Genomic DNA, 22,655 nt, shown 5'->3' with positions numbered 1-22,655 from the left:
ACCTGCTGGGTATGCGTGGCTCAAGGATAGCGGCCCTGAATGTTTTTTGTCCGTTGCCGATGATCGCCCTGCCCGTGCCCCGCCCTACCCTCGAAGCTGGTCTAGCCATAACGATAAAAAACGGAGACGCCATGCCTCGTTTCACCTTGAGCCCTCGTGGGCTGCTCGCTTGCCTGATCACTGCCTGCCTGGCGCAACCGGTGGTCGCCGCCGATGCACCGGTCGCGGCCAGCCCGCAAACCACAGCCAGTAACGCTGCCGTGCTGAAACAACTGCCCTTTACCGACCGCACCGATTACGAGTCGGTCACCAAGGGGCTGATCGCGCCCTTCAAGGGCCAGGTCAAGGACGCCTCAGGCAAGGTCATCTGGGACATCCAGGCCTATGACTTCCTCGCCAAAGACCAGGCCCCGGAGTCGGTCAACCCGAGCCTCTGGCGCCTGGCCCAACTCAGCGCCCATGCCGGTCTGTTCGAAGTCAGCCCTCGGCTGTATCAGGTGCGCGGCCTCGATCTCGCAAACATGACCATCATCGAAGGCGACGACGGGCTGATCATCATCGACCCGTTGACCATGGCCGAAACCGCCAAGGCAGCACTGGAGCTGTACTACCAGAACCGCCCGCACAAACCGGTGGTGGCGGTGATCTACAGCCACACCCACGTTGACCACTTCGGTGGCGTGCGCGGGGTCATCGACGAAGCCGACGTCAAGGCCGGCAAGGTCAAGGTGTTCGCCCCCGCCGGGTTCATGGAACACGTGATGAGCGAGAACGTCTACGCCGGCAACGCCATGAGCCGCCGTGCGCAGTTCCAGTTCGGCAGCCTGCTGCCCCGTGGCGAAAAAGGCCAGGTCGATGCCGGCCTGGGCAAGAGCACACCGAGCGGCGGCACCGTCACCCTGATCCCGCCCACCGACCTGATCGACAAGGCACTGCAGACCCGCACCATCGCCGGCCTCGAGGTGGAATTCCAGTTGACCCCGGGCACCGAGGCGCCCGCGGAAATGAACCTGTACCTGCCGCAGTTACGCGCCTTGTGCATGGCGGAAAACGCCACGCAAATGATGCACAACATCCTCACCCCGCGCGGCGCGCAAGTGCGGGACGCCAAGGCCTGGGCCGAGTACCTGGACGGCAGCCTGGCGCGATATGGCGATAAGAGCGACGTGTTGTTTGCCCAGCACAACTGGCCGACCTGGGGCGGCGAACGCATCCGCACCTTCCTCGCCGACCAGCGCGACATGTACGCCTTCCTCAATGACCGCACCCTGCACCTGCTGAACCAGGGCCTGACGCCGCTGGAAATCGCCGACTCGATCAAGAAACTGCCCGGCAGCCTGGACCAGAAGTGGTACACCCGCGGCTACTACGGCTCGCTGAGCTTCAACACCCGTGCGGTGTATCAGCGCTACATGGGTTTCTATGACGGCAACCCGGCCAACCTCAATCCACTGCCACCTGTGGAAACGGCGAAGTACACGGTCGAGGCCATGGGTGGCGAAGCGGCGGTACTGGAGAAAATGCGCGCGGCCATCAACAAGGGTGAGTACCGCTGGGCCGCGCAACTGGGCAATCAATTGCTGTTCGCCAACCCGGACAACGGCGACGCGCGCAAAGCCCAGGCCGAGGCGCTGGAGCAGATGGGCTATCAAAGCGAAAACGCCACCTGGCGCAACATGTACCTGACCGGCGCCATGGAACTGCGCAATGGCGTGCCACCCCATGCCGGCACTTCGGTGTCGGTCGACATGGTGCGGGCGATGAGCCCGCAGATGTTCTTCGACTTCCTGGCCGTGCGCCTGGACAGCGAAAAGGCCGCAGGCCATGACCTGACCCTTAACTGGACCTTCGAGGACCTGAACAAGGACTTCAACCTGACCTTGCGCAACGGCGTACTGACCCACCGCGCCGGCCTCAATGCCCAGGCGGATGCCAGCGTGACCATGAGCAAGGCCACCCTGGAACAGATCAGCCTCAAGCAACTGGACATCCCCACGGCAATCCAGAAAGGCCTGATCAAGCTGCAAGGCAATGGCAAGAAGCTTGGGGAGTTGATGACCAGCCTCGATACGTTTGCGCCGCAGTTCAATATCGTTACCCCGTAAACACAGATCCCCTGTAGGAGCGAGCTTGCTCGCGATGGAGGCCAACGATGACGCGGGGAGCCTGACACCCCCGCGTTGCTCTCAGGTTTCTCGTCGGAACGCCGCCCGGAGCAAGCTCGCTCCTACAGGGTCAGTTCAGAGCGGCGCCACGCCTTCGACAATGATGACCTCAGCCAAAGCCACTCCCTCACGATACCCCCGCGCCTCCTGATACAGCGCCGAGTGATAGCACGCCACCGCCTGCTCGTAGGAATCAAACTCGATCACCACACTGCGCTGCGGCGTCGCCCGACCTTCCATCGCCTCGCTACGCCCTCCCCGCGCCAGAATCCGACCGCCATACAGAGCAAACGCCTGTGGCGCCCGCCGGGTGTATTGGCTGTACTGATCAGAGTCAGTGACATCCACATGAGCAATCCAGTACGCCTTCATAGTGACCTCTCGGTTTATTTTGTATTATGGTATACCACATTACCCATCCCACAAACACTGAGACTCCAGCATGGCCTTCAACAGCATCGAAGAAATCATCGAAGACTACCGCCTCGGCAAAATGGTCCTGCTGGTCGACGATGAAGACCGGGAAAACGAAGGCGACCTGTTGCTGGCCGCCGACTGCTGCACACCCGAGGCAATCAGCTTCATGGCCCGTGAAGCCCGTGGCCTGATCTGCCTGACCTTGACCGACGAACACTGCAAACGCCTGGGCCTGGAGCAAATGGTGCCGAGCAACGGCAGCGTGTTCAGCACCGCGTTTACCGTGTCCATCGAGGCCGCCGTCGGCGTGACCACCGGTATCTCCGCCGCCGATCGTGCCTGCACCGTGGCCGCCGCCGTCGCCGCCAACGCAGGTCCCGCCGACATCGTGCAACCGGGCCACATCTTCCCGCTGCGCGCCCGGGAAGGCGGCGTGCTGACCCGCGCCGGCCACACCGAAGCCGGTTGCGACCTGGCCCGCCTGGCCGGCCATACGCCCGCCTCGGTGATCGTCGAAGTGATGAACGACGACGGCACCATGGCCCGCCGCCCGGACCTGGAAGTGTTCGCGCGCAAGCACGGGATCAAGATCGGCACCATCGCCGACCTGATCCACTACCGCCTGAGCACCGAACACACCATCGTGCGTATCGGTGAACGTGACTTGCCGACGGTGCACGGCACCTTCCGTCTGATCACCTTTGAGGATCGCATCGAAGGCGGTGTCCACATGGCCATGGTCATGGGCGATCTGCGCCGCGATGAGCCGACGCTGGTGCGCGTGCATGTGATCGATCCGTTGCGCGACCTGGTTGGCGCCGAATACAGCGGGCCGACCAACTGGACCTTATGGGCCGCCTTGCAGCGTGTCGCCGCCGAAGGCCATGGCGTGGTGGTGGTGCTGGCCAATCACGAATCCTCCCAGGCGCTTCTGGAACGCGTGCCGCAATTGACCCAGTCGCCCCGGCAGTTCAGCCGTTCGCAGTCGCGGATTTATTCGGAGGTGGGCACCGGCGCGCAGATCCTGCAAAACCTGGGTGTCGGCAAGCTGCGCCATCTCGGTCCGCCGTTGAAATATGCGGGTTTGACCGGGTATGACCTGGAGGTGGTGGAGAGCATTGCGTTCACCGAGTGATCCTCGGCTGAATGCAATCCCCTGTGGGAGCGGGCTTGCTCGCGAAGAGGGAGTGTCAGTCGGCCCAAAGTTGTCTGACACACCGCTTTCGCGAGCAAGCCCGCTCCCACAGGGGGAATGTGTCGACACTGAAAAACCACTTTTGGCTGATAGCCGGTACGGCAAAGTGCTTGCACAAAGTTTGGAATACCATAATATGATATTCCATAGACCGGACAGTCAGCACTGACTCGACGGACCTACTGCTCCCGATAGGCGGGCACTCGAAAGCCCCGCTCATAAACACAACAATGAGGGCGTGAAAATGGTGTTGAACAAACGTGCGACCGCAGTTCTTTTTGCGGGACTGCTGAGTGTGACCAGCCAGGCATTGCTGGCGGCCGAAAGCGTCAACTTCGTGAGTTGGGGCGGCAGCACCCAGGATGCGCAGAAGCAGGCCTGGGCCGATCCGTTCAGCAAGGCCAGCGGCATCACCGTGGTGCAGGATGGCCCGACCGACTACGGCAAGCTCAAGGCCATGGTCGAAAGCGGCAACGTGCAATGGGACGTGGTCGATGTCGAAGCCGACTTCGCCCTGCGCGCCGCCGCCGAAGGCTTGCTCGAACCCCTCGATTTCAAAGTCATTGATCGCGACAAGATCGACCCGCGCTTCGTCAGCGATCACGGCGTCGGCTCGTTCTTCTTCTCCTTCGTCCTCGGTTACAACGAAGGCAAGCTCGGCGCCAACAAGCCTCAGGACTGGTCCGCGCTGTTCGACACCAAGACCTACCCCGGCAAACGCGCCCTCTACAAATGGCCAAGCCCTGGCGTGCTCGAACTGGCCCTGCTGGCCGACGGTGTAGCGCCAGACAAGCTCTATCCGCTGGACCTGGACCGTGCGTTCAAGAAACTCGACACCATCAAGAAAGACATCGTCTGGTGGGGCGGCGGCGCGCAGTCGCAGCAACTGCTGGCCTCCGGTGAAGCGAGCATGGGCCAGTTCTGGAACGGCCGGATTCATGCCCTGCAGGAAGACGGCGCCCCGGTCGGCGTAAGCTGGAAGCAGAACCTGGTCATGGCCGACATCCTGGTCATTCCCAAGGGTTCGAAAAACAAGGACGCGGCGATGAAGTTCCTGGCCAACGCCAGCAGTGCCAAGGGCCAGGCCGACTTCTCCAACCTGACCGCCTACGCCCCGGTCAACGTCGACAGCGTGGCGCGCCTGGACTCGGCGCTGGCCCCGAACCTGCCGACGGCCTACGCAAAGGATCAGATCACTCTTGATTTCGCATACTGGGCCAAGAACGGTCCGGCCATTGCGACACGGTGGAACGAATGGCTGGTCAAATGAAAATGACGGCAACCGCGCCTCGTCCTTCCACGGCCTCCGGGAGCGCCATTGGCGCTGCCGGTTCGGCAGTCGGCCAGACCCTTGCAAAGCAACCCTCGCCGTCGCTGAAACAGCGTTGGCGTGGCGCCAGCAACCTGATCCCCGCCCTGCTGTTTCTCGGCCTGTTCTTTCTCGCGCCGCTGATTGGCCTGCTGCTGCGCGGCGTGCTGGAACCGGTGCCGGGCCTGGGCAACTACGAGCAACTGTTCGCCAACTCGGCCTATGCGCGGGTCCTGCTCAACACCTTCTCGGTGGCGGGCCTGGTGACGCTGTTCAGCCTGTTGCTGGGCTTCCCGCTGGCCTGGGCTATCACCCTGGTGCCCCGTGGCTGGGGGCGCTGGATCCTCAACATCGTGCTGTTGTCGATGTGGACCAGCCTGCTCGCCCGCACCTACTCCTGGCTGGTGTTGCTGCAAGCCTCCGGGGTGATCAACAAGGCGTTGATGGCGATGGGCATCATCGATCAACCACTGGAGATGGTGCACAACCTCACCGGTGTGGTGATCGGCATGAGCTACATCATGATCCCGTTCATCGTGTTGCCGTTGCAGGCGACCATGCAGGCCATCGACCCGATGATCCTGCAGGCCGGTTCGATCTGCGGCGCCAGCCCCTGGACCAACTTCTTCCGGGTGTTCCTGCCGCTGTGCCGGCCGGGGCTGTTCTCCGGCGGTCTGATGGTGTTCGTGATGTCCCTCGGTTACTACGTGACCCCGGCGCTGCTGGGCGGTGCGCAGAACATGATGCTGCCCGAGTTCATCATTCAGCAGGTTCAGTCGTTCCTCAACTGGGGCCTGGCCAGCGCCGGCGCCGCGTTGTTGATCGTGATCACGCTGGTGCTGTTCTACTTCTACCTGAAGCTCCAGCCGGAATCCCCGGTTGGCGCCAGCAACGCGAGGTAAGCCGTCATGCTCCTGACCCCCAATGCCATGAGCCGCCGGATGCGCTTCGGCCTCTATGCCACCACCGGGCTGATCGGTCTGTTCCTGCTGCTGCCGATCGTGTTCATCGTGCTGCTGTCGTTCGGCTCGTCGCAATGGCTGGTGTTCCCGCCGCCGGGCTGGACGCTGAAATGGTACGGCCAGTTCTTCTCCAACGCCGACTGGATGAACGCGGCCATGGCCAGCCTCAAGGTCGCGGTGCTGACGACGTTCTTTGCCGTCGCGCTGGGCCTGCCAACCGCGTTCGCCCTGGTGCGCGGTCGCTTCCCTGGCCGGGAAATGCTCTACGGCCTGTTCACCCTGCCGATGATCGTGCCCCTGGTGATCATCGCCGTGGCGGTGTACGCGCTGTTCCTGAAACTGGGCTACACCGGGACCATGTTCGCCTTCGTGGTCAGCCATGTGATCGTGGCATTGCCGTTCACCATCATCTCGATCATCAACTCGCTGAAGCTGTTCGATCAGTCGATCGAGGATGCGGCGGTGATCTGCGGCGCCTCGCGCCTGCAAGCGGTGTTCAAGGTGACCTTCCCGGCGATCCGCCCGGGCATGGTTGCCGGCGCCCTCTTCGCCTTTCTCGTCTCGTGGGATGAAGTGGTGCTGAGCGTGATGATGGCCAGCCCGACCCTGCAAACCCTTCCCGTGAAAATGTGGACCACCCTGCGCCAGGACCTGACGCCCGTGATCGCCGTCGCCTCGACGCTGCTGATCGGCCTCTCGGTACTGGTCATGGTGATCGCCGCCGCTCTGCGCCGGCGCAACGAAATCAGCGCTTGAGCGCCAGGAGTACGACATGAGTGCAGTGATCAAAGATTCCGCGCAGCAAAATGACAAACCCCTGGTCAGCCTGCGCAACCTGAACAAGCACTACGGCGACTTCGCCGCCGTGGACAACATCTCGCTGGACATCAAGGACGGTGAATTCCTCACCTTCCTCGGCTCCAGCGGCTCGGGCAAAAGCACCACGCTGTCGATGCTCGCCGGCTTCGAAACGCCGAGCAGCGGTGAGATCCTGGTCAACGGCCAGTCGCTGGTCAACGTGCCGCCGCACAAGCGCGACATCGGCATGGTGTTCCAGCGCTACTCGTTGTTCCCGCACCTGTCGGTACGCGACAACATCGCCTTCCCGCTGACCATCCGCAAACTGGCTGCCGCCGAGCGCGAACGCCGGGTCGATGCGATGCTCAAGCTGGTGCAGCTTGAGCAATTCGCCCATCGCCGCCCTTCGCAACTGTCCGGTGGCCAGCAGCAACGCGTCGCTATAGCCCGCGCACTGGTTTACGAGCCACGCATCCTGCTGATGGACGAACCCCTCGGCGCGCTGGACAAGAAACTGCGCGAAGACTTGCAGGATGAACTGCGCCAGCTGCATCGGCGCCTGGGCATCACCATCGTATACGTGACCCATGATCAGGAAGAAGCCATGCGCCTGTCCCAGCGCATCGCGATTTTCAGCCACGGCAAGATCGTTGGCCTGGGCAGCGGTTATGACCTGTACCAGAACCCGCCGAACGCCTTTGTCGCCTCGTTCCTGGGCAACTCCAACTTCCTCAAGCTCAAGGCCCAGGGTAATGCGGTGGCGACCTTCGAGGGGCAACCGCTGTCGATCCGACTCACCGCCGGCCTGCAAACCGACCAGGACGTGCTGCTGATGGTACGCCCGGAAAAAGCCCTGGCCTTGAGCAATGAGCAAGCCCTCGCCGAACCGCTGACCGCCGGCTGGAACGAAGTCTCGGCCAAGGTCGTGGAAGTGTTGTTCCTCGGCGAAAGCCAGACCTGCAGCGTGATCACTGCCGGCGGCACCTCGATGACGGTCAAGGCACTCTCCGCCGCCGGCATGCCGCTCAAGGCCGGCGACCCGGTACGAGTGCGCTGGGCCACCGCGGATGCCTGCGTCTACACCGAATGGGCCGAAAGCGACCTGAACAAGGCTGCCGGCGCTCACTGATCCATTGGCCTGCGCGCGCGGGCCACTATAATGCGTCACCCTCGGGCCACCACAACGTCGGGTTGTGGTGGCCTTTTTTCTGTCGCCTGTAAGATAAATTGGACAACGGATTCCTAAAATCCCGGTTTAATGCTAAATAGTGCTCAGTATTTTTAACACCCGACCCTGTCGTGCCACACAGTGCAACGAGAATAACGATATGAAAGTCCATTTCGAGAAAAGTGAAGTGTTTGGGACCCTCCACCTGCAAGCAGCGGTGGCAGCATGATCGAAGTTACCGAAGTTTCCATTGCCGAGCTGCGCGCCGCGCTCGAATCCGGCCAGACCACCTCGGTTGAACTGGTCCAGGCCTATCTCGCGCGGATCGACGCCTATGACGGCCCCGAGACGCCCACGGCACTGAACGCGGTGGTGGTGCGCAACCCCGAGGCTCTCGCCGAAGCACAGGCCGCCGACGCCCGTCGCGCCAAGGGCCAGACGCTGGGTCCGCTGGACGGCATCCCTTACACCGCCAAGGACAGTTATCTGGTCAAGGGCCTCACCGCCGCTTCCGGCAGCCCGGCCTTCAAGGACCTGATCGCCTATCGCGATGCGTTCACCATCGAACGCCTGCGCGCCGCCGGGGCGATCTGCCTGGGCAAGACCAACATGCCGCCGATGGCCAACGGCGGGATGCAGCGCGGCGTCTACGGCCGTGCCGAGAGCCCGTACAACGCTGACTACCTCACCGCCCCTTTCGCCTCCGGTTCGTCGAACGGTGCCGGCACGGCCACCGCGGCCAGTTTCGCCGCTTTCGGTCTGGCGGAAGAAACCTGGTCGAGTGGTCGCGGGCCGGCTTCGAACAACGGTTTGTGCGCCTACACCCCGTCGCGCGGCGTGATCTCGGTACGCGGCAACTGGCCGCTGACCCCGACCATGGACGTGGTCGTGCCGTTTGCCCGGACCATGGCCGACCTGCTCGAAGTGCTCGACGTGGTGGTAGCCGATGACGCGGATACCCGCGGTGACCTGTGGCGCTTGCAGCCTTGGGTGCCCATTCCGAAATCGTCCGAGGTACGCCCGCAATCCTATGCCGCGCTGGCGGCGAACAGCGAAGCGCTCAAAGGCAAGAAGTTCGGCATTCCGCGCATGTACATCAACGCCGACCCTGAAGCAGGCACCAGCGAAGCGCCGGGCATCGGTGGCCCGACCGGCCAGCGCATCAACACCCGTCCTTCGGTGATCGGTCTCTGGGAACAGGCGCGCAAGGCCCTCGAAGACGCCGGTGCGCAAGTGATCGACGTGGACTTCCCGCTGGTCTCCAATTGCGAAGGCGATCGCCCTGGCGCGCCGACCGTGTTCAATCGCGGCATCGTCTCCAAGGAATTCCTGCACCATGAACTGTGGGACCTGACCGCCTGGGCGTTCGATGACTTCCTGCAGGCCAACGGCGATCCGAAATTGAATCGCCTGGCCGATGTCGACGGCCCGCTGATCTTCCCGCACGACCCGGGCACCCTGCCCAACCGCGAGGGCGACCTGGTCGCCGGCATGGACGAATACGTGCGCATGGCCGAGCGCGGCATCACGCCGTGGGACCAGATCAGCACAGTGCCCGACGGCCTGCGCGGGCTTGAGAAGACCCGCAAGATCGATCTGGAAGACTGGATGGATCGCCTGGGCCTCGACGCGGTGCTGTTCCCGACGGTCGCCGATGTAGCGCCTGCGAATGCCGATGTCGATCCGCAGTCGGCGGATATCGCCTGGAGCAACGGTATATGGGTCGCCAACGGCAACCTCGCCATCCGCCACCTCGGCGTGCCAACGGTCACCGTGCCGATGGGCGTGATGCCGGACATCGGCATGCCGGTCGGCCTGACCTTTGCCGGACGCGCCTATGACGACTCGTCACTGCTGCACCTGGCATCGGCGTTCGAGTCCACCGGCAGCAAACGCATGATCCCGCCGCGCACCCCGCCATTGGCGGCTGGCAAGCGCTGATACAGAAGCTGGCTTGCCAGCGATGGTCGTCAACGATTACGCGTGTGTGCTGGATAAACGCGGTCCTTTGTAGGAGCTGGCCTGCCAGCGATGGTCGTCAACGATAACGCGTGTGAACTGGATGTACGCCGCGTCCTCGAGTCCTTCGCCAGCAAGCTGGCTCCTACAGGTTCCCGGGATTTTCAGGGATCGACCTGAGCCATCAGTTCCGGAATCGATTCCGGCCGATTGGCAAAACGCTGCGCCAGCACCGCACAGACCATCAGTTGAATCTGATGGAACAGCATCAACGGCAGGATCAACACGCCAATGGTGCTACCGGCAAACAACACCTGCGCCATCGGCACACCGGTTGCCAGGCTTTTCTTCGAACCGCAGAAAAGAATGGTGATGCGGTCTTCCTGATTGAAGCCGAACGCCTTGCCCAGTGCGGTCGAGGCCACCAACACCAGCGCCAGGACCACGCAGCACGCCACCACCAGCCCGACCAGGTCCAGCAACGGAATCTGGTGCCAGAGGCCTTCGATCACCGCCTCGCTGAACGCGCCGTAGACCACCAGCAAAATCGAACCCTGATCGACGAACCTCAGCCAACTCTTGTTGCGCGCCACCCAGTTGCCGATCCAGCGCCGCGCGATCTGCCCGGCAATGAACGGCAGCAGCAACTGCACGCTGATCTTGAGGATGGCGTCGAGGGTCGAGGCGCCTTCGCCGTGCACATTGAGCAGCAGGGTCACCAGCAAGGGTGTGAGGAAAATCCCGAACAGGCTCGACGCCGCCGCGCTGCAGATCGCCGCCGGGATGTTGCCCCGCGCCAGCGAAGTAAAGGCAATCGCCGACTGCACTGTGGCGGGCAGCGCACACAGGTACAGCATGCCCATGTACAGGTCGTTGCCGATCAGCGGTGACAGCAGCGGTTTGAGCGCCAGACCGAGCAGCGGGAACAGTACGAAGGTCAGGCTGAACACCAGCAAATGCAGGCGCCAGTGCCCGGCACCGGCAATGATCGACTCGCGGGACAGCTTGGCGCCATGCAGGAAAAACAGCAGCGCGATGGCGATGTTGGTCAGCCAGCCAAAACCGACCGCGACCTGACCGCTGGCAGGCAGCAGGCTGGCGAGCGCGACCACGCCAATCAGGGTCAGGGTGAAGTTGTCGGGTAACAAACGGGGGCGCGTCATGGGTTGATCATCCGGGGGTTGCCAGTACGTGAAAGCGACTCTAACGTGACTGGATATTACCGACTAACGCCGATGAGCCTACCGATGCCGCCTAAAGGACATGACAAAAGTATCCGGCGCAGTATTCCCGGGCTGTCCAGCCTGCCTCGGCCGCTCTACGGGCGTACCGAATCGCTGCCCAATCGTGCCCTGACCCGGCGCCACAGCCACCCGTGGGTGCAGTTGTCCTATGCGATCCAGGGCGTGCTCGAAATCCAGACCGGCATCGGGCGCTTCGTCGCCCCGCCGGAGCGTGCGGTGTGGATTCCGGCGGGCATGCCGCACCGGGTGTTCAGTTCGCCGCGCACGGAAATGCGCAGCCTGTACATCGATTGCAGCGTCTCGACCTGGGCGCCGCCGGGCTGTCATGTGTTGGCAGTCAGCGATCTGTTGCGCGAGTTGATCCGTGCCTTCAGTCAGATTCCGGTGGAATACGACCAGGACGGTGCGCACGGTCGGTTGGCCCAGGTGATTCTCGATCAGTTGGCTGAGGCACCCCAGATCGACCTGATGCTGCCGCTGCCCCAGGACAGCCGATTGCGGCAAATCGCGCAAAGCCTGGAGTCGCACCCCGAGCAACAAACCACCCTCAGTCACTGGAGCGACCAGTTCGGTGTCACCGAGAAAACCCTCAGTCGCCTGTTCCTGCGCGACACCGGCCTGACCTTTCGCGCCTGGCGCCAGCGTTTGCGTCTGCTCGGCGCTCTGACACCGCTGGAACAGGGCGAGCGAGTGACCGACGTCGCACTGGCCTGCGGCTACGACTCGACGTCGGCGTTTATCGCGGCGTTTCGTCAGCAGTTTGGTGAAACGCCGGGGGAGTTCTTCCGCTAGGCCTGCACCGTACAACCTGTGTGAGCGGGCATGGGATTTGTGCTCGACATCAATCAAATGTGGGAGCGGGCTTGCTCGCGAATGCGGAGTGTCAGTCGACACATTCTTGACTGACACTCCGCATTCGCGAGCAAGCCCGCTCCCACAATGGATGTTCGTCGCCCGCAGGATTTGTGTTCGACTCTCGGTGTTACTGATCGGACTTGATGCTGGTCCACACCCGCGTGCGCACCCGCTCGAGCTTTTGCGGCAATGGCTGCACGACGTACAGCGTCTTCAATGCCTCACTGGTCGGTGTCAGGTTCGGGTTGCCGGTGATGTCCTTGTTGATCAGCGCCAGCGAGTCCTTGTTGGCATTCGGATAACCGAGGAAGTCGCTGATGGGCGCGATGACTTTCGGGTCCAGCAGGTTGTTGAGGAATTCGTGGGCCTCGGCGACATTCTTTGCGCTTTTCGGGATGGCGAAGGTGTCGAACCAGATCGGCGCGCCCTCTTTCGGCAGGCGCCAGTCGACGACCACACCGTTGCCCGCCTCTTTGGCGCGGTTGCCGAACTGATAGAAGCTGCCGGAATACCCGATGGCCACGCAGATATCGCCGTTGGCGATGTCGGTCATGTACTTGGCGGAGTTGAAGTAGGTGACGTAAGGACGGACCTTGAGCATCAGCGCCTTGGCTTTTTCGTAGTCATCCGGGTTCTGGCTGTTCGGGTCCAGCCCCAGGTAATGCAGAGCCAGCGGCAGGATTTCCGATGGCGAGTCGAGCATCGCAACGCCACAGGCCTTGAGCTTCTCCATGTTCTCGGGCTTGAACACCAGGTCCCAGCTGTCCACCGGCGCATTCTCGCCCAGCGCCGCCTTGACCTTGGCCGGGTTGAAACCGATCAGCACGGTGCCGTACATGTAGGGCACGCCGTACTGGTTGCCCGGGTCGTTCTTGTCCAGCAGCTTGAGCAACGCCGGGTCCTGGTGCGACCAGTTCGGCAGTTTGGACTTGTCGAGTTTCTGGAACACGCCGGCCTTGATCTGGGTTTCGATGAACTGGTTCGAGGGCACCACCAGGTCGTAGCCCGAGTTGCCGGTGAGCAGCTTGGCTTCCAGGGACTCGTTGGTGTCGAAGGTGTCCCAGGTCACCTTGATCCCGGTGTCCTTGGCAAAATCCTTGGGTACGGACGGCAGGATGTAGTCTGCCCAGTTGTACACCCGCAATTCGCGCGTTTCGGCGTGCACCGCGCTGGCCAGCAGCGACAGTCCGCAAACGGTGGCGCCCAGTATGCGTTTCATTGAGTCCATGGATCATTTCCCCAAGTGTGGCGTGAGTTCGATGGTTTTTATGTTCTGTACACGGCAGCGGCCTTGAAAATAGCCAAGGGCAAGGAAGTCAGCTTCTGGTTGTGATTCTTGCCGAGGGCGGGGCCGGTTCACAGCGTGAGTCAGGCCAAAAGGAGATCGAAACGGCCAAAATACCTGTCCGCATTGATCAGCGTCGCGAGGCGTTTCACCGACAGTGCGGCGGTCAGCCCATACATCGCTCCCACATGGGCGCGAAGTCGCAGGTGTATTGCCCGGCTGGCTATTATCTATCAAACGCGGTGAAAGTCGTTTTCGTAGAGGGATACGGCTTGTCGCGCAGGGGTATGGACGATCACTGTTTTTGAATATCGGTGCGGCGGATTTTCATCATACTGACCTCATCGGCAGTGTTCACTGGCTGCCTGTGTGCACTCAAGGAGCAATGCCCATGAACGATCGGATAGAGCTCTTCGGCGCCAATACCGGCAACAGTCTGCGGGCCGCGATCGCCCTGGAAGAGTCGGGCATCGCCTACACGGCACGCAAGCTCGACCTGTATGCACAGGAGCACCGCGGGCCGGACTTCCTGGCGCTTAACCCGGCCGGGAAAGTGCCGACCCTGATCGATCACGGCACGACACCGCCGCTGGTCATCAACCAGTCCAACGCCATCATCCAGTACGCCGACTCCATTGCCCCCGGAAAGCTGGCACCGGCGCAGCCGGGACCTGTGCGCACCCGGGTGATCGACCGCTATTTCTTTTTCGTGACCGATGTCATCGCCCCCAGCCATGCCGCGTTTTTTCTGCACCAGGCAGGGCAGGACAAAGCGGCGGCAATCATCGATCTGCGGGTGATCGAACAACTGACCTACTCGGAAAGTTTTCTGACCGGCGAATTCATGGCCGGCGAACAGTTTTCCATGGCCGACATTTCGGCGTTCACCATCGCCATGGCATTCCGTGACCGGCTGGACTGGAAGCTGCTTCCACAGCTATCGCGCTGGTTCAACTCGGTTGAAGCCAGGCCGGCAGTACAACGCGGCCTGAATGTGTTCAAGCATTCCTGAGCGATCAGCGAACACAAAAATGCCCGACACGCCGCCGGGCATTTTCAATCGCACACCGAACGGTTTTGCCTCAGTCGGTATAGCCGAACTTCACCGCACGGTTTTCCTGCGCCTGGCTGCGCGTAGCGAGGCAGTAATACAACGGGCATGTCACCACCAGCCCCACCAGCCACGACAGGTCCGCGCCGTCTACCAGATTGGCGTATGGCCCGACATACAGTGAAGTGTTGGCGAATGGCAACTGCACGATGATGCCGATGAAGTAGGCGATGATCGCGTGCAGGTTGAAACGCCCGTAGATGCCGCCGTCTGCGCGGAAGATCGAGGCGATGTCGTAGCGGCGACGCTTGATCAGGTAGAAGTCGATCAGGTTGATCGACGCCCAGGGCACCAGCACCAGCAACAGCGCCAGAATCAGGCCGATGAACTGCGAAATGAAGTTCGCCGAGGCACCCAGCGCCACCACGCAGCAACCCGCCAGGATGATACCCGACAACACGACGCGCACCTTGATGCTCGGTGTCCACTGGCTGGCGAAGGTCTGGATCGAGGTGATGATCGACAGCACCGCGCCATACAGATTCAGGGCGTTGTGGCTGATGATGTTGAGCAGGAACAGCACCATCAGGATCGGCCCCAGCCAACCGGTGGACTGCTTGACCGCCGCCATCGCCTCGGTGCCTTCGGGCGTCGCCAGTACCGCCACGGCACCGAAGGCGAACGACAGGATCGTGCCCAGGGTCGCCCCCAGGTAAGTGGCGAAGAACGGCCGGGTGATGCCGATGTCCGCCGGCAGGTAGCGCGAGTAGTCCGACACATACGGCGAGAAGCTGATCTGCCAGATGATGCCCAGCGAGACCGTGGCCAGCCAGCCCGACAGGTTGAACCCGCCGCGAGTGAAAAAGTCCGCCGGCAGGTCATGGGCGAATATGTAGAGGAAACCGGCGAGCAACGCGCTGCCCATGACCCAGGTGCCGATGCGGTTGAGGGTGTGGATGAAGCGATAACCGATCACCCCGATGGCCGTGGCGCTGAGTGCGCCGATCAGAATGCTCGCCGGTACCGGAACCGACGGCGCAATGCCGACAATCGATTTGCCAGCCAACACGATGTTGGAAATGAAGAAACCGATGTAGATCAATGCGGCGAAGAACACGATCAGCAGCGCGCCATAGCGGCCGAACTGACCACGACTCTGGACCATTTGCGGAATGCCCATGCACGGCCCCTGGGCCGACGCCAGCGCAATCACCACGCCGCCGACCATGTGCCCGAGGGCAATCGCCAGCAGGCCCCAGAACAGGTTGAGGTGGAACACCTGGACCACCATGGCACCGGTGACGATGGGCAGTGGCGCGATGTTGGTGCTGAACCACAGGGTGAAAAGATCGCGGGCCTTCCCATGGCGCTCTGCGAGTGGAACGTAATCGACCGTATGGTTCTCGATCAACGGATCTTGCCGGGACATCTGGGACATGTGCATGAACTCGAGTTTGTCTGTTCTTATCTTTGTATGAAGCCAAACCGGGGGGACTCTCTGGTCGCCCCTCAGATGCGGACCATATTATGGTATTCCAAACTTTAAACAAGACTGATCCGGTCTTTGAACAAGCATCTGAACCGGCATCCTGCCCGATTCACGCCCACACTGGCTAGCCGATAGCCCCGTATCCATTGGGTTTGCGACGCCAGCCGTACGTTTATCGGTTCACTCAAAAAGACCTTGCAATCGATGTATTACGGTATACCATCAGACCTACAAACACATAAAAACGCGTCACACCACCCGAGGACCGTCCAATGATCGATGCCGCCATCTACAAACAAGTCATGGGCTCGTTCCCTTCCGGAGTGACCGTGATCACTACGCTCGATGAAGATGGGCAAATCGTCGGCCTGACTGCCAGCGCCTTCAGTTCGTTGTCGATGGACCCGGCCCTGGTGCTGTTCTGCCCCAACTACAGCTCCGACTCCTATCCTGTCCTGATCAAGAACAAGCGTTTTGCGATCCACGTGCTTTCCGGCGGTCAGCAAAGCGAAGCCTATGCCTTCGCGCGCAAAGGCAAGGACAAGGCCCAGGGGATCGAGTGGACGCTCAGCGAGTTGGGCAACCCGATCCTGGCCAACGCCACGGCGGTCATCGAATGCGAGTTGTGGCGCGAATATGAAGGCGGCGACCACGCCATCATGGTCGGCGCGGTGAAGAACCTGATCGTGCCCCGGCAGAGCAGCGGGCCACTGGTGTATTGCCACGGCAAGATGGGCGCCCTGCCTGTTCTGGCCTGAACCCTCTGATATCACCGCATCCCCCTGTGGGAGCGGGCTTGCTCGCGAAGACGGAGTGTCAGTCAACACATATGCCGCCTGGAAGTTCGCTTTGGCGAGCAAGCCCGCTCCCACACTGGTTAGCGTTAGCCGCGAAGATAAGTCATTTGCGGAAATCATGTATTATGGTATACCAATAACCATCAGGCCCGCAGTCGACAGGCCAACAACAAAAGATCCGAGGTAAGCGTCATGAAGTTTTCCCTGTTCGTACACATGGAACGTTGGGACGAAAGCGTCAGCCACCGCCAGCTTTTCGAAGACCTGACCGAACTGACGCTGATGGCCGAAGCCGGTGGTTTCAGCACCGTCTGGATCGGCGAACACCACTCCATGGAGTACACCATTTCGCCAAGCCCGATGCCGTTGCTGGCTTATCTGGCGGGCAAGACCACCACCATTCACCTGGGTGCCGGCACCATCATCGCGCCGTTCTGGCATCCGCTGCGGGTGGCCGGTGAATGCGCATTGCTCGACGTGATCAGCAACGGCCGCATGGAAGTCGGTTTGGCCCGTGGGGCCTACCAGATCGAATTCGACCGCATGGCCGGCGGCATGCCAGCCTCCTCCGGCGGCCAGGCATTGCGGGAAATGGTTCCGGTGGTGCGGGCCTTGTGGAACGGCGACTACGCCCATGACGGCGATATCTGGAAATTCCCCACCTCCACCAGCGTGCCCAAGCCGATCCAGCAACCGAACCCGCCGATGTGGATCGCCGCCCGCGACCCGGACTCGCACAACTTCGCGGTGGCCAACGGCTGCAACGTCATGGTCACGCCGCTGATGAAAGGCGACGAGGAAGTCCTCGACCTGAAGAACAAATTCCAGGCCGCCCTGGACAACAATCCGGGCGTGCCGCGCCCGCAACTGATGGTGCTGCGACACACCCACGTGCACACCGCCGACGATCCGCAAGGTTGGGAAGTCGGGGCCAAGGCGATCTCGAAGTTCTATCGCACCTTCGATGCCTGGTTCGGCAACAAGACCACCCCGGTCAACGGCTTCCTTGCGCCGAGTCCGGAAGAGAAATTCGCCGGGCGCCCCGAGTTCGAACTCGAGAGCCTGCACAAGACTGCCATGATCGGCACCCCGGAAGAAATCATTCCGCGCATCAAGTACTACCAGGAACTGGGCGTGGACGAATTCAGCTTCTGGTGCGATAACAGCCTGCCCCACGCGGAAAAGAAAAAATCCCTGGAGCTGTTTATCAAGCATGTGGTGCCAGCGTTTCGCTGATTACGCCGCCCTGCGACATCAACTGTAGGAGCGAGCCTGTGGCGAGGGGGCTTGCCCCCGTTGGGCTGCGGAGCAGCCCTGCAGCCTGTGACCACGGTGTGTCAGACGTACCGCAAGTATTGGTTTTACGACTGCTTCGCAGTCGAACGGGGGCAAGCCCCCTCGCCACAGGTTCGCTCCTACAGGGGGGTCGATTTCCATGTTCACTGATCGTCTCCCATCACTCGCCCTTCCCTCCGGCGCCGCGCGGGCTTACCTGCGCGGTGAATGGACCGCCTCGCACCTGCATTTCAAGCGTCTGCGCGCCAGCGTTTCGGCCAAGCAGAACGGCTTCTGGCAAATAGTTCACTGAGCCCAACCGAACAGCCAATCACGCACCCCGCGTCTCGCCATGGCCTGGCGCGTGCGGTGTCTTGTATTCGCCTTTGATCAGGTTTGCCCAATGAACAATAACAACGCGCTGTTGATCATCGACATGCAGCAGGAGGACGGCTTCGTCCTGGAGAACCTCGACAGGGTGGTCGCCCATACCGCCGCTCTGCTCGATACCGCCCGCCATCAGCGGATGCCTGTCATCTATACCCGCCACATCAATCAGGCCGACGGCAGTGACCTGCCCCACGGTGAACCCCTGGCCGCCGACGGTGGCCCCGGCGGTTACCGCGCCGGCACCCGGCAGGTGGAAATCATCGAGTCGCTGACGCCGCAGTCCGGTGAATGGATCATCGACAAGGGCCGGTACAGTGCCTTCCACCGCACCGACCTCGATGCCCGACTCAAGGCAATGGAGGTCGACACGCTGATCATCTGCGGCGTGTTGACCGACGTCTGCGTACTGACCAGCGTGTTCGATGCCTTTGCCCTGGGCTATCGCGTGCGCCTGGTCAGCGATGCCTGCACCACGACCACCGAGGCAGGGCATTACTCGGCCCTGTTGATCATGGCCAACTGGGTCTACTCGCTGGAAATCCTTACCGCGACCGAATGCCTGCGCGCTCTGGAACAGCGCGACTACCTGAGCCTGATCCCCGAGCGTCCGGACCTGTTTGCCCACCAGCCCCATGAGCTGCCCGGCACCATCGCCCGTCTGCAATCCCGTCTCGTCCGGACTCAGGAGTGATCGCCATGCAAGTCGAAAAAAGAAGCATCGATTTCATCCCCGAAACCGAACGCCACGGCAAGCCAGGTTCGCTGTTCTATATCTGGTTCGGCGCCAACATGAACATCACCACCATCGCCTCCGGCGTGTTGCCGGTGGTGATGGGGCTCAACCTGTTCTGGAGTGCGCTGGCGATCATCGTCGGATCGTTGCTGGGGGCGATTTTCATGGCCTCCCACTCGGCCCAGGGACCGAAGCTGGGCATTCCGCAAATGATCCAGAGCCGGGCACAATTCGGCGTATTGGGGGCGGTGTTGCCGCTGCTGTTCGTGATGCTGATTTACCTGGGTTTCTTCGTCAGCAACACCCTGCTAGCGGCCCAGGCGCTGGAGTCCGTCAGCCCGTTGCCGATGTCCGGCAACATCTACCTGATCGGCGCGTTGTGCTTCGTCGTCGCCCTCTATGGCTATCGGTTGATTCACCGTTTGCAGAAGCTGCTGTCGATCCTGTCGCTGGTGGTGTTCATGGCCGCCACGGTGCTCGCCTTGCAGTTGCCGATCCCGGCCGAACAATGGCTGCCGACCGGCTTCTCGTTGTCGAAGTTCCTGGTGGCGGTGAGCATCGCCGTGACCTGGCAACTGTCCTACGCGCCTTACGTCGCCGACTACTCGCGCTACCTGCCGAGTAATACGCCGACCGCCCAGGTGTTCTGGTACAGCTACGCCGGCACGGTCAGCGGCGGTGCGTGGATGATGATTCTCGGGGCGATCCTGAGCGTCGGCATCGGCGACTTTTCCAGCAACGTCGGCGGGCATGTCGCCGGTCTGTTCGGCACTGGTGCGGTGCTGCTGTTCGCCTTCATCGTCTATGGCCAGGTGTCGATCAACGTGTTCAACCTGTACGGCGCGTTCATGTCGACCATCACCGTGATCGAGCCTTTCGCCCGACTCAAGGTGACGCCGCGGGTGCGCGGTGTGTTCATGCTGCTGATCAGCCTGGTGGCCACGGCCCTGTGCACCATCAGTCAGGACGACTTCATCAACTTCTTCCTCAACTTCATCTTCTTCATGAGCTACTTCCTGATCCCGTGGACGGCGATCAATCTGGTGGACTACTACTGCCTGCGCAAAGGGCAGTACCGGATTGACGATATCTTCGACCCGGACGGGATCTACGGGCGGGTCAACCGGATTGCCTGCGGCAGTTTCCTGCTGGCGATCGCCCTGGAAATTCCGTTCATGAACACCACGCTGTACGTCGGCCCGGTGGCCACGGCGCTGGATGGGGTGGATCTGGCGTGGGTGGTCGGGTTGCTGGTTCCGGCGTTGAGTTATTACTGGCTGATGAAAATGACCGCACGCGCCAGCGTACCTGCTTAGTCATCAGCATTTGACGGCAAAAAGATCGCAGCCTGCGGCAGCTCCTACAAAGGTGAGACGTACATCCCTGTAGGAGCTGCCGCAGGCTGCGATCTTTTGATTCTCAACGGCCGACCAAATTGCAGGCAAAAAAAATCCCGGGCAGCTGATGGACGCCCGGGACTTAAAAATGCATAAACCGTGGTGGTGAACGCGGCGCGGATATTACGGAATATTTCGGCCTGTAACAAGATATTTTTTATTCACCATCCAGTTACTAAACGCTCTAACCCCTTATATATCCACATGTTTTCTATGGGCGACTACAAGAACCAGCGGTACTCACGCGCGCTGATGTCATGCAGAAATGCCAGATGATCCTGCCGTTTGTTTTCGCAATAGACGTCCACAAACTCCGCCCCCAAGCCTTCGCGCACGGCTGAATGATGTTGCATGGACTGCACCGCTTCGAGCATTTCCAACGGGAAATCGATGCCACTGCTGCGGTCTTCGTTGAGCGGTGCAATCGGCTCGCGCTCCCCTTCCAGGCCCTGCTCCAACCCCACCAGGATCGCCGCCAGCGCCAGATACGGATTGGCATCGGCGCCCGCCAGGCGATGTTCGATGCGCAGGTTTTTGACGTCCGACTCCGGAATACGCAAGCACGCATCGCGGTCCTCGAAGCCCCAACTGGCGAGGGACGCCACGTTCACCGTGCCACTCAAGCGACGCATGGCATTGTGGTTCGGGGCAAAGATCGGCATGCAGTGCGGCAACACCTCCAGACACCCGGCCACGGCATGGCGCAGCGCCCGCTGGCCGTTCGCCGCCAGCAGGTTGTTGCCGGCCTGGTCATACAGGCTGACGTGCACGTGCATGCCGCTGCCAGGGTGTTGCAGGTAAGGTTTGGCCATGAAACTGGCGCGCAGGTTGTGCTTGAGCGCCACGCCCCGGGTGCTGCGGCAGAACAGCGCGGCCCAGTCGGCGGCACGCAGGCCGTCATCGCAATGGCCGAAATTGATTTCGAACTGGCCCGGGCCGAGTTCGGCGGTGATCACCGTGGCATCGATGCCTTGGGCTCGCGCGGTCTCGACCATTTCATCGAGCACCGGGGCGAAGCGCGACAAGCGTTCGATGTGCATGTTCGGCTGATCGTCGGCGTCGCCGGTCAGCTCATCACGGGGGAACTGCGGCAGGCCGTCCTTCAAGCGGCTGTCGAACAGGTAGAACTCCAGCTCGAAGGCCACCACCGGGAAAATGCCTTTACGGTGCAGGCGGTTCAGCACCTGGGCCAACACTTCACGGGGTTCGAATTCGATGGGTTTTTCCGTGCCGTCGGAGGTGATCAGCATCTGGCCCAAGGGCTGCTTTTCCCAGGTCACCAGCTTCAAGGTGCCAGGCACCAACCGCCGCAGTGCATCGGGGTCACCATCGTTGAAGCAGTAGTCGCCAATCTTGAACAGCCCGCCCTGGGTGCCGAGCAGCACGCAGTTTTGCGGCAGTTTCAGTGCACTGCCGGCAGCGACTTTCTCCAGCATTTCGATCGGGTAGCGCTTGCCGTAGAAATGCCCCGGAATGTCCAGGGAGATCAGGTCGACATAACGCACTTCGGGGTGGCAGTGGCGGAAGTTGCGAACTTCGGCCAGCAGTTCAGAGCACACGGCATCCATCGTTTTGGTCCTTGTTGTTATCAGGTGTAAACCCAAAGCACGCGGGTCAGTTGGTCGGTCAGGTTGCCGTAGCGGCAGTGCGCATGGCTGGCCAGTTGAAAGCTGTCGCCGGGATGCAGGGTCACCGGTTCATTGTCGTCGAGCCACAGGGTCAGCTGCCCTTCGAGGACATAACCGCCCTGCTCCGAGCTGTCCTTCATGTGCCGGTCGCCGCTGCTGGCGCCGGGTTCGAGCTGGCTTTCAAGCATCGAGAACGACGCACGCATTTTTGGCGAAACGAGGATGTCGGTGATGCCGTCGGCGTAGTACAGCGTGCGACGCTCGTCCGGGCGGGTGACCCAGGACAACGCCATGGGTTTGGGCAGGCTGTAGAAATAGGTGGTGGGAACACCGAGGGTTTCGCTGATCGCGGTCAGGTCCGCCACCGTCGGGCGCGACAGGCCGCGCTCGACCTGGGACAGAAAACCGACGGAGCGGCCGATTTTGTCCGCCAGTTCCTTCAGGGTGTACTTCTTGTGCTTGCGCAGGTCCTGGATCAGGATCGCCAGCGCCGAGATTTCTTCTTGCATGTCCATCTTGAGGCTTCCAGAAAGTGTCG

20 protein-coding genes are annotated in these 22,655 nt (G+C 61.6%); 14 read left to right on the top strand and 6 right to left on the bottom strand.

Going from position 1 to position 22,655, the window contains the following annotated elements; translation table 11 throughout:
* Window positions 1–131 precede the first annotated feature (131 nt).
* On the top strand, window positions 132–2,105 hold the full coding sequence (locus KSS91_RS10825; RefSeq protein WP_217837902.1) for an alkyl/aryl-sulfatase: 1,974 nt from the start codon (window positions 132–134) through the stop codon (window positions 2,103–2,105).
* 135 nt (window positions 2,106–2,240) lie between these two features.
* On the opposite strand, the gene KSS91_RS10820 is transcribed toward KSS91_RS10825, so the two are convergent.
* Complete coding sequence (locus KSS91_RS10820; RefSeq protein ID WP_126045299.1) at window positions 2,241–2,537, bottom strand: DUF1330 domain-containing protein; 297 nt, start codon at window positions 2,535–2,537, stop codon at window positions 2,241–2,243.
* A gap of 70 nt (window positions 2,538–2,607) precedes the next feature.
* Here KSS91_RS10820 and ribBA point away from each other — a divergent pair, with 70 nt between their 5' ends.
* The 6 genes from ribBA to KSS91_RS10790 all read left to right on the top strand — a co-directional run bounded on the left by ribBA (window position 2,608) and on the right by KSS91_RS10790 (window position 9,955).
* The gene (ribBA, locus tag KSS91_RS10815; protein ID WP_126045298.1) at window positions 2,608–3,717 is read left to right on the top strand and encodes a bifunctional 3,4-dihydroxy-2-butanone-4-phosphate synthase/GTP cyclohydrolase II; all 1,110 of its coding nucleotides are present in this window, start codon (window positions 2,608–2,610) and stop codon (window positions 3,715–3,717) included.
* A 304-nt stretch (window positions 3,718–4,021) separates the two neighbouring features.
* Window positions 4,022–5,047: an ABC transporter substrate-binding protein gene (locus tag KSS91_RS10810; protein WP_217837901.1), complete on the top strand. Its 1,026-nt coding sequence runs from the start codon at window positions 4,022–4,024 to the stop codon at window positions 5,045–5,047.
* Complete coding sequence (locus tag KSS91_RS10805) at window positions 5,044–5,988, top strand: ABC transporter permease (RefSeq protein ID WP_217837900.1); 945 nt, start codon at window positions 5,044–5,046, stop codon at window positions 5,986–5,988. The genes KSS91_RS10810 and KSS91_RS10805 overlap by 4 nt, the downstream gene beginning before the upstream one ends.
* A 6-nt stretch (window positions 5,989–5,994) precedes the next feature.
* A complete protein-coding gene (locus KSS91_RS10800) occupies window positions 5,995–6,804 on the top strand; it encodes an ABC transporter permease (protein ID WP_007976227.1) in 810 nt (269 codons plus the stop codon).
* A 16-nt stretch (window positions 6,805–6,820) separates the two neighbouring features.
* A complete protein-coding gene (locus KSS91_RS10795) occupies window positions 6,821–7,975 on the top strand; it encodes an ABC transporter ATP-binding protein (RefSeq protein WP_217837899.1) in 1,155 nt (384 codons plus the stop codon).
* A gap of 264 nt (window positions 7,976–8,239) precedes the next feature.
* Window positions 8,240–9,955: an amidase gene (locus tag KSS91_RS10790; RefSeq protein ID WP_217837898.1), complete on the top strand. Its 1,716-nt coding sequence runs from the start codon at window positions 8,240–8,242 to the stop codon at window positions 9,953–9,955.
* A gap of 182 nt (window positions 9,956–10,137) precedes the next feature.
* Here KSS91_RS10790 and KSS91_RS10785 read toward each other — a convergent pair whose 3' ends face one another.
* The gene (locus KSS91_RS10785; RefSeq protein WP_217837897.1) at window positions 10,138–11,136 is read right to left on the bottom strand and encodes a bile acid:sodium symporter family protein; all 999 of its coding nucleotides are present in this window, start codon (window positions 11,134–11,136) and stop codon (window positions 10,138–10,140) included.
* A gap of 84 nt (window positions 11,137–11,220) precedes the next feature.
* Here KSS91_RS10785 and KSS91_RS10780 point away from each other — a divergent pair, with 84 nt between their 5' ends.
* Entirely contained in the window at window positions 11,221–12,009 is a 789-nt protein-coding gene (locus tag KSS91_RS10780) for an AraC family transcriptional regulator (protein WP_015095699.1), read from the top strand.
* 190 nt (window positions 12,010–12,199) lie between these two features.
* Here the strand turns inward: KSS91_RS10780 and KSS91_RS10775 are convergent, their stop codons facing one another.
* A complete protein-coding gene (locus tag KSS91_RS10775; protein WP_217837896.1) occupies window positions 12,200–13,300 on the bottom strand; it encodes a polyamine ABC transporter substrate-binding protein in 1,101 nt (366 codons plus the stop codon).
* 448 nt (window positions 13,301–13,748) lie between these two features.
* On the opposite strand from KSS91_RS10775, the gene KSS91_RS10770 reads away from it, so the two are divergent.
* A complete protein-coding gene (locus tag KSS91_RS10770) occupies window positions 13,749–14,369 on the top strand; it encodes a glutathione S-transferase family protein (protein WP_126050723.1) in 621 nt (206 codons plus the stop codon).
* 70 nt (window positions 14,370–14,439) lie between these two features.
* Here the strand turns inward: KSS91_RS10770 and KSS91_RS10765 are convergent, their stop codons facing one another.
* Window positions 14,440–15,846 (bottom strand): purine-cytosine permease family protein, encoded by a 1,407-nt coding sequence (locus tag KSS91_RS10765; protein ID WP_217837895.1) that lies wholly within the window; start codon window positions 15,844–15,846, stop codon window positions 14,440–14,442.
* A 323-nt stretch (window positions 15,847–16,169) separates the two neighbouring features.
* On the opposite strand from KSS91_RS10765, the gene KSS91_RS10760 reads away from it, so the two are divergent.
* The 5 genes from KSS91_RS10760 (at window position 16,170) to KSS91_RS10740 (ending at window position 20,408) form a co-directional block, all read left to right on the top strand.
* Window positions 16,170–16,655: a flavin reductase family protein gene (locus KSS91_RS10760; protein ID WP_217837894.1), complete on the top strand. Its 486-nt coding sequence runs from the start codon at window positions 16,170–16,172 to the stop codon at window positions 16,653–16,655.
* A 231-nt stretch (window positions 16,656–16,886) separates the two neighbouring features.
* The gene (locus tag KSS91_RS10755; RefSeq protein WP_007982502.1) at window positions 16,887–17,930 is read left to right on the top strand and encodes an LLM class flavin-dependent oxidoreductase; all 1,044 of its coding nucleotides are present in this window, start codon (window positions 16,887–16,889) and stop codon (window positions 17,928–17,930) included.
* A 199-nt stretch (window positions 17,931–18,129) separates the two neighbouring features.
* Entirely contained in the window at window positions 18,130–18,282 is a 153-nt protein-coding gene (locus tag KSS91_RS10750; RefSeq protein ID WP_007976201.1) for a hypothetical protein, read from the top strand.
* A gap of 90 nt (window positions 18,283–18,372) precedes the next feature.
* Window positions 18,373–19,050, top strand: coding sequence for a cysteine hydrolase family protein (locus KSS91_RS10745; RefSeq protein WP_217837893.1), 678 nt, complete (start codon window positions 18,373–18,375; stop codon window positions 19,048–19,050).
* Between the two features lie 5 nt (window positions 19,051–19,055).
* A complete protein-coding gene (locus KSS91_RS10740; RefSeq protein ID WP_217837892.1) occupies window positions 19,056–20,408 on the top strand; it encodes a purine-cytosine permease family protein in 1,353 nt (450 codons plus the stop codon).
* A 302-nt stretch (window positions 20,409–20,710) separates the two neighbouring features.
* Here KSS91_RS10740 and KSS91_RS10735 read toward each other — a convergent pair whose 3' ends face one another.
* Both KSS91_RS10735 and KSS91_RS10730 read right to left on the bottom strand, forming a co-directional pair.
* On the bottom strand, window positions 20,711–22,057 hold the full coding sequence (locus KSS91_RS10735; RefSeq protein ID WP_217837891.1) for a glutamine synthetase family protein: 1,347 nt from the start codon (window positions 22,055–22,057) through the stop codon (window positions 20,711–20,713).
* 20 nt (window positions 22,058–22,077) lie between these two features.
* The gene (locus KSS91_RS10730; protein ID WP_217837890.1) at window positions 22,078–22,632 is read right to left on the bottom strand and encodes a helix-turn-helix domain-containing protein; all 555 of its coding nucleotides are present in this window, start codon (window positions 22,630–22,632) and stop codon (window positions 22,078–22,080) included.
* Window positions 22,633–22,655 lie beyond the last annotated feature (23 nt).

Origin of the sequence: Pseudomonas azerbaijanorientalis (assembly GCF_019139795.1) — a bacterium.
GTDB classification, from domain to species: domain Bacteria; phylum Pseudomonadota; class Gammaproteobacteria; order Pseudomonadales; family Pseudomonadaceae; genus Aquipseudomonas; species Aquipseudomonas laurylsulfatiphila.
This window is presented reverse-complemented; position numbering and strand designations above follow the sequence as displayed.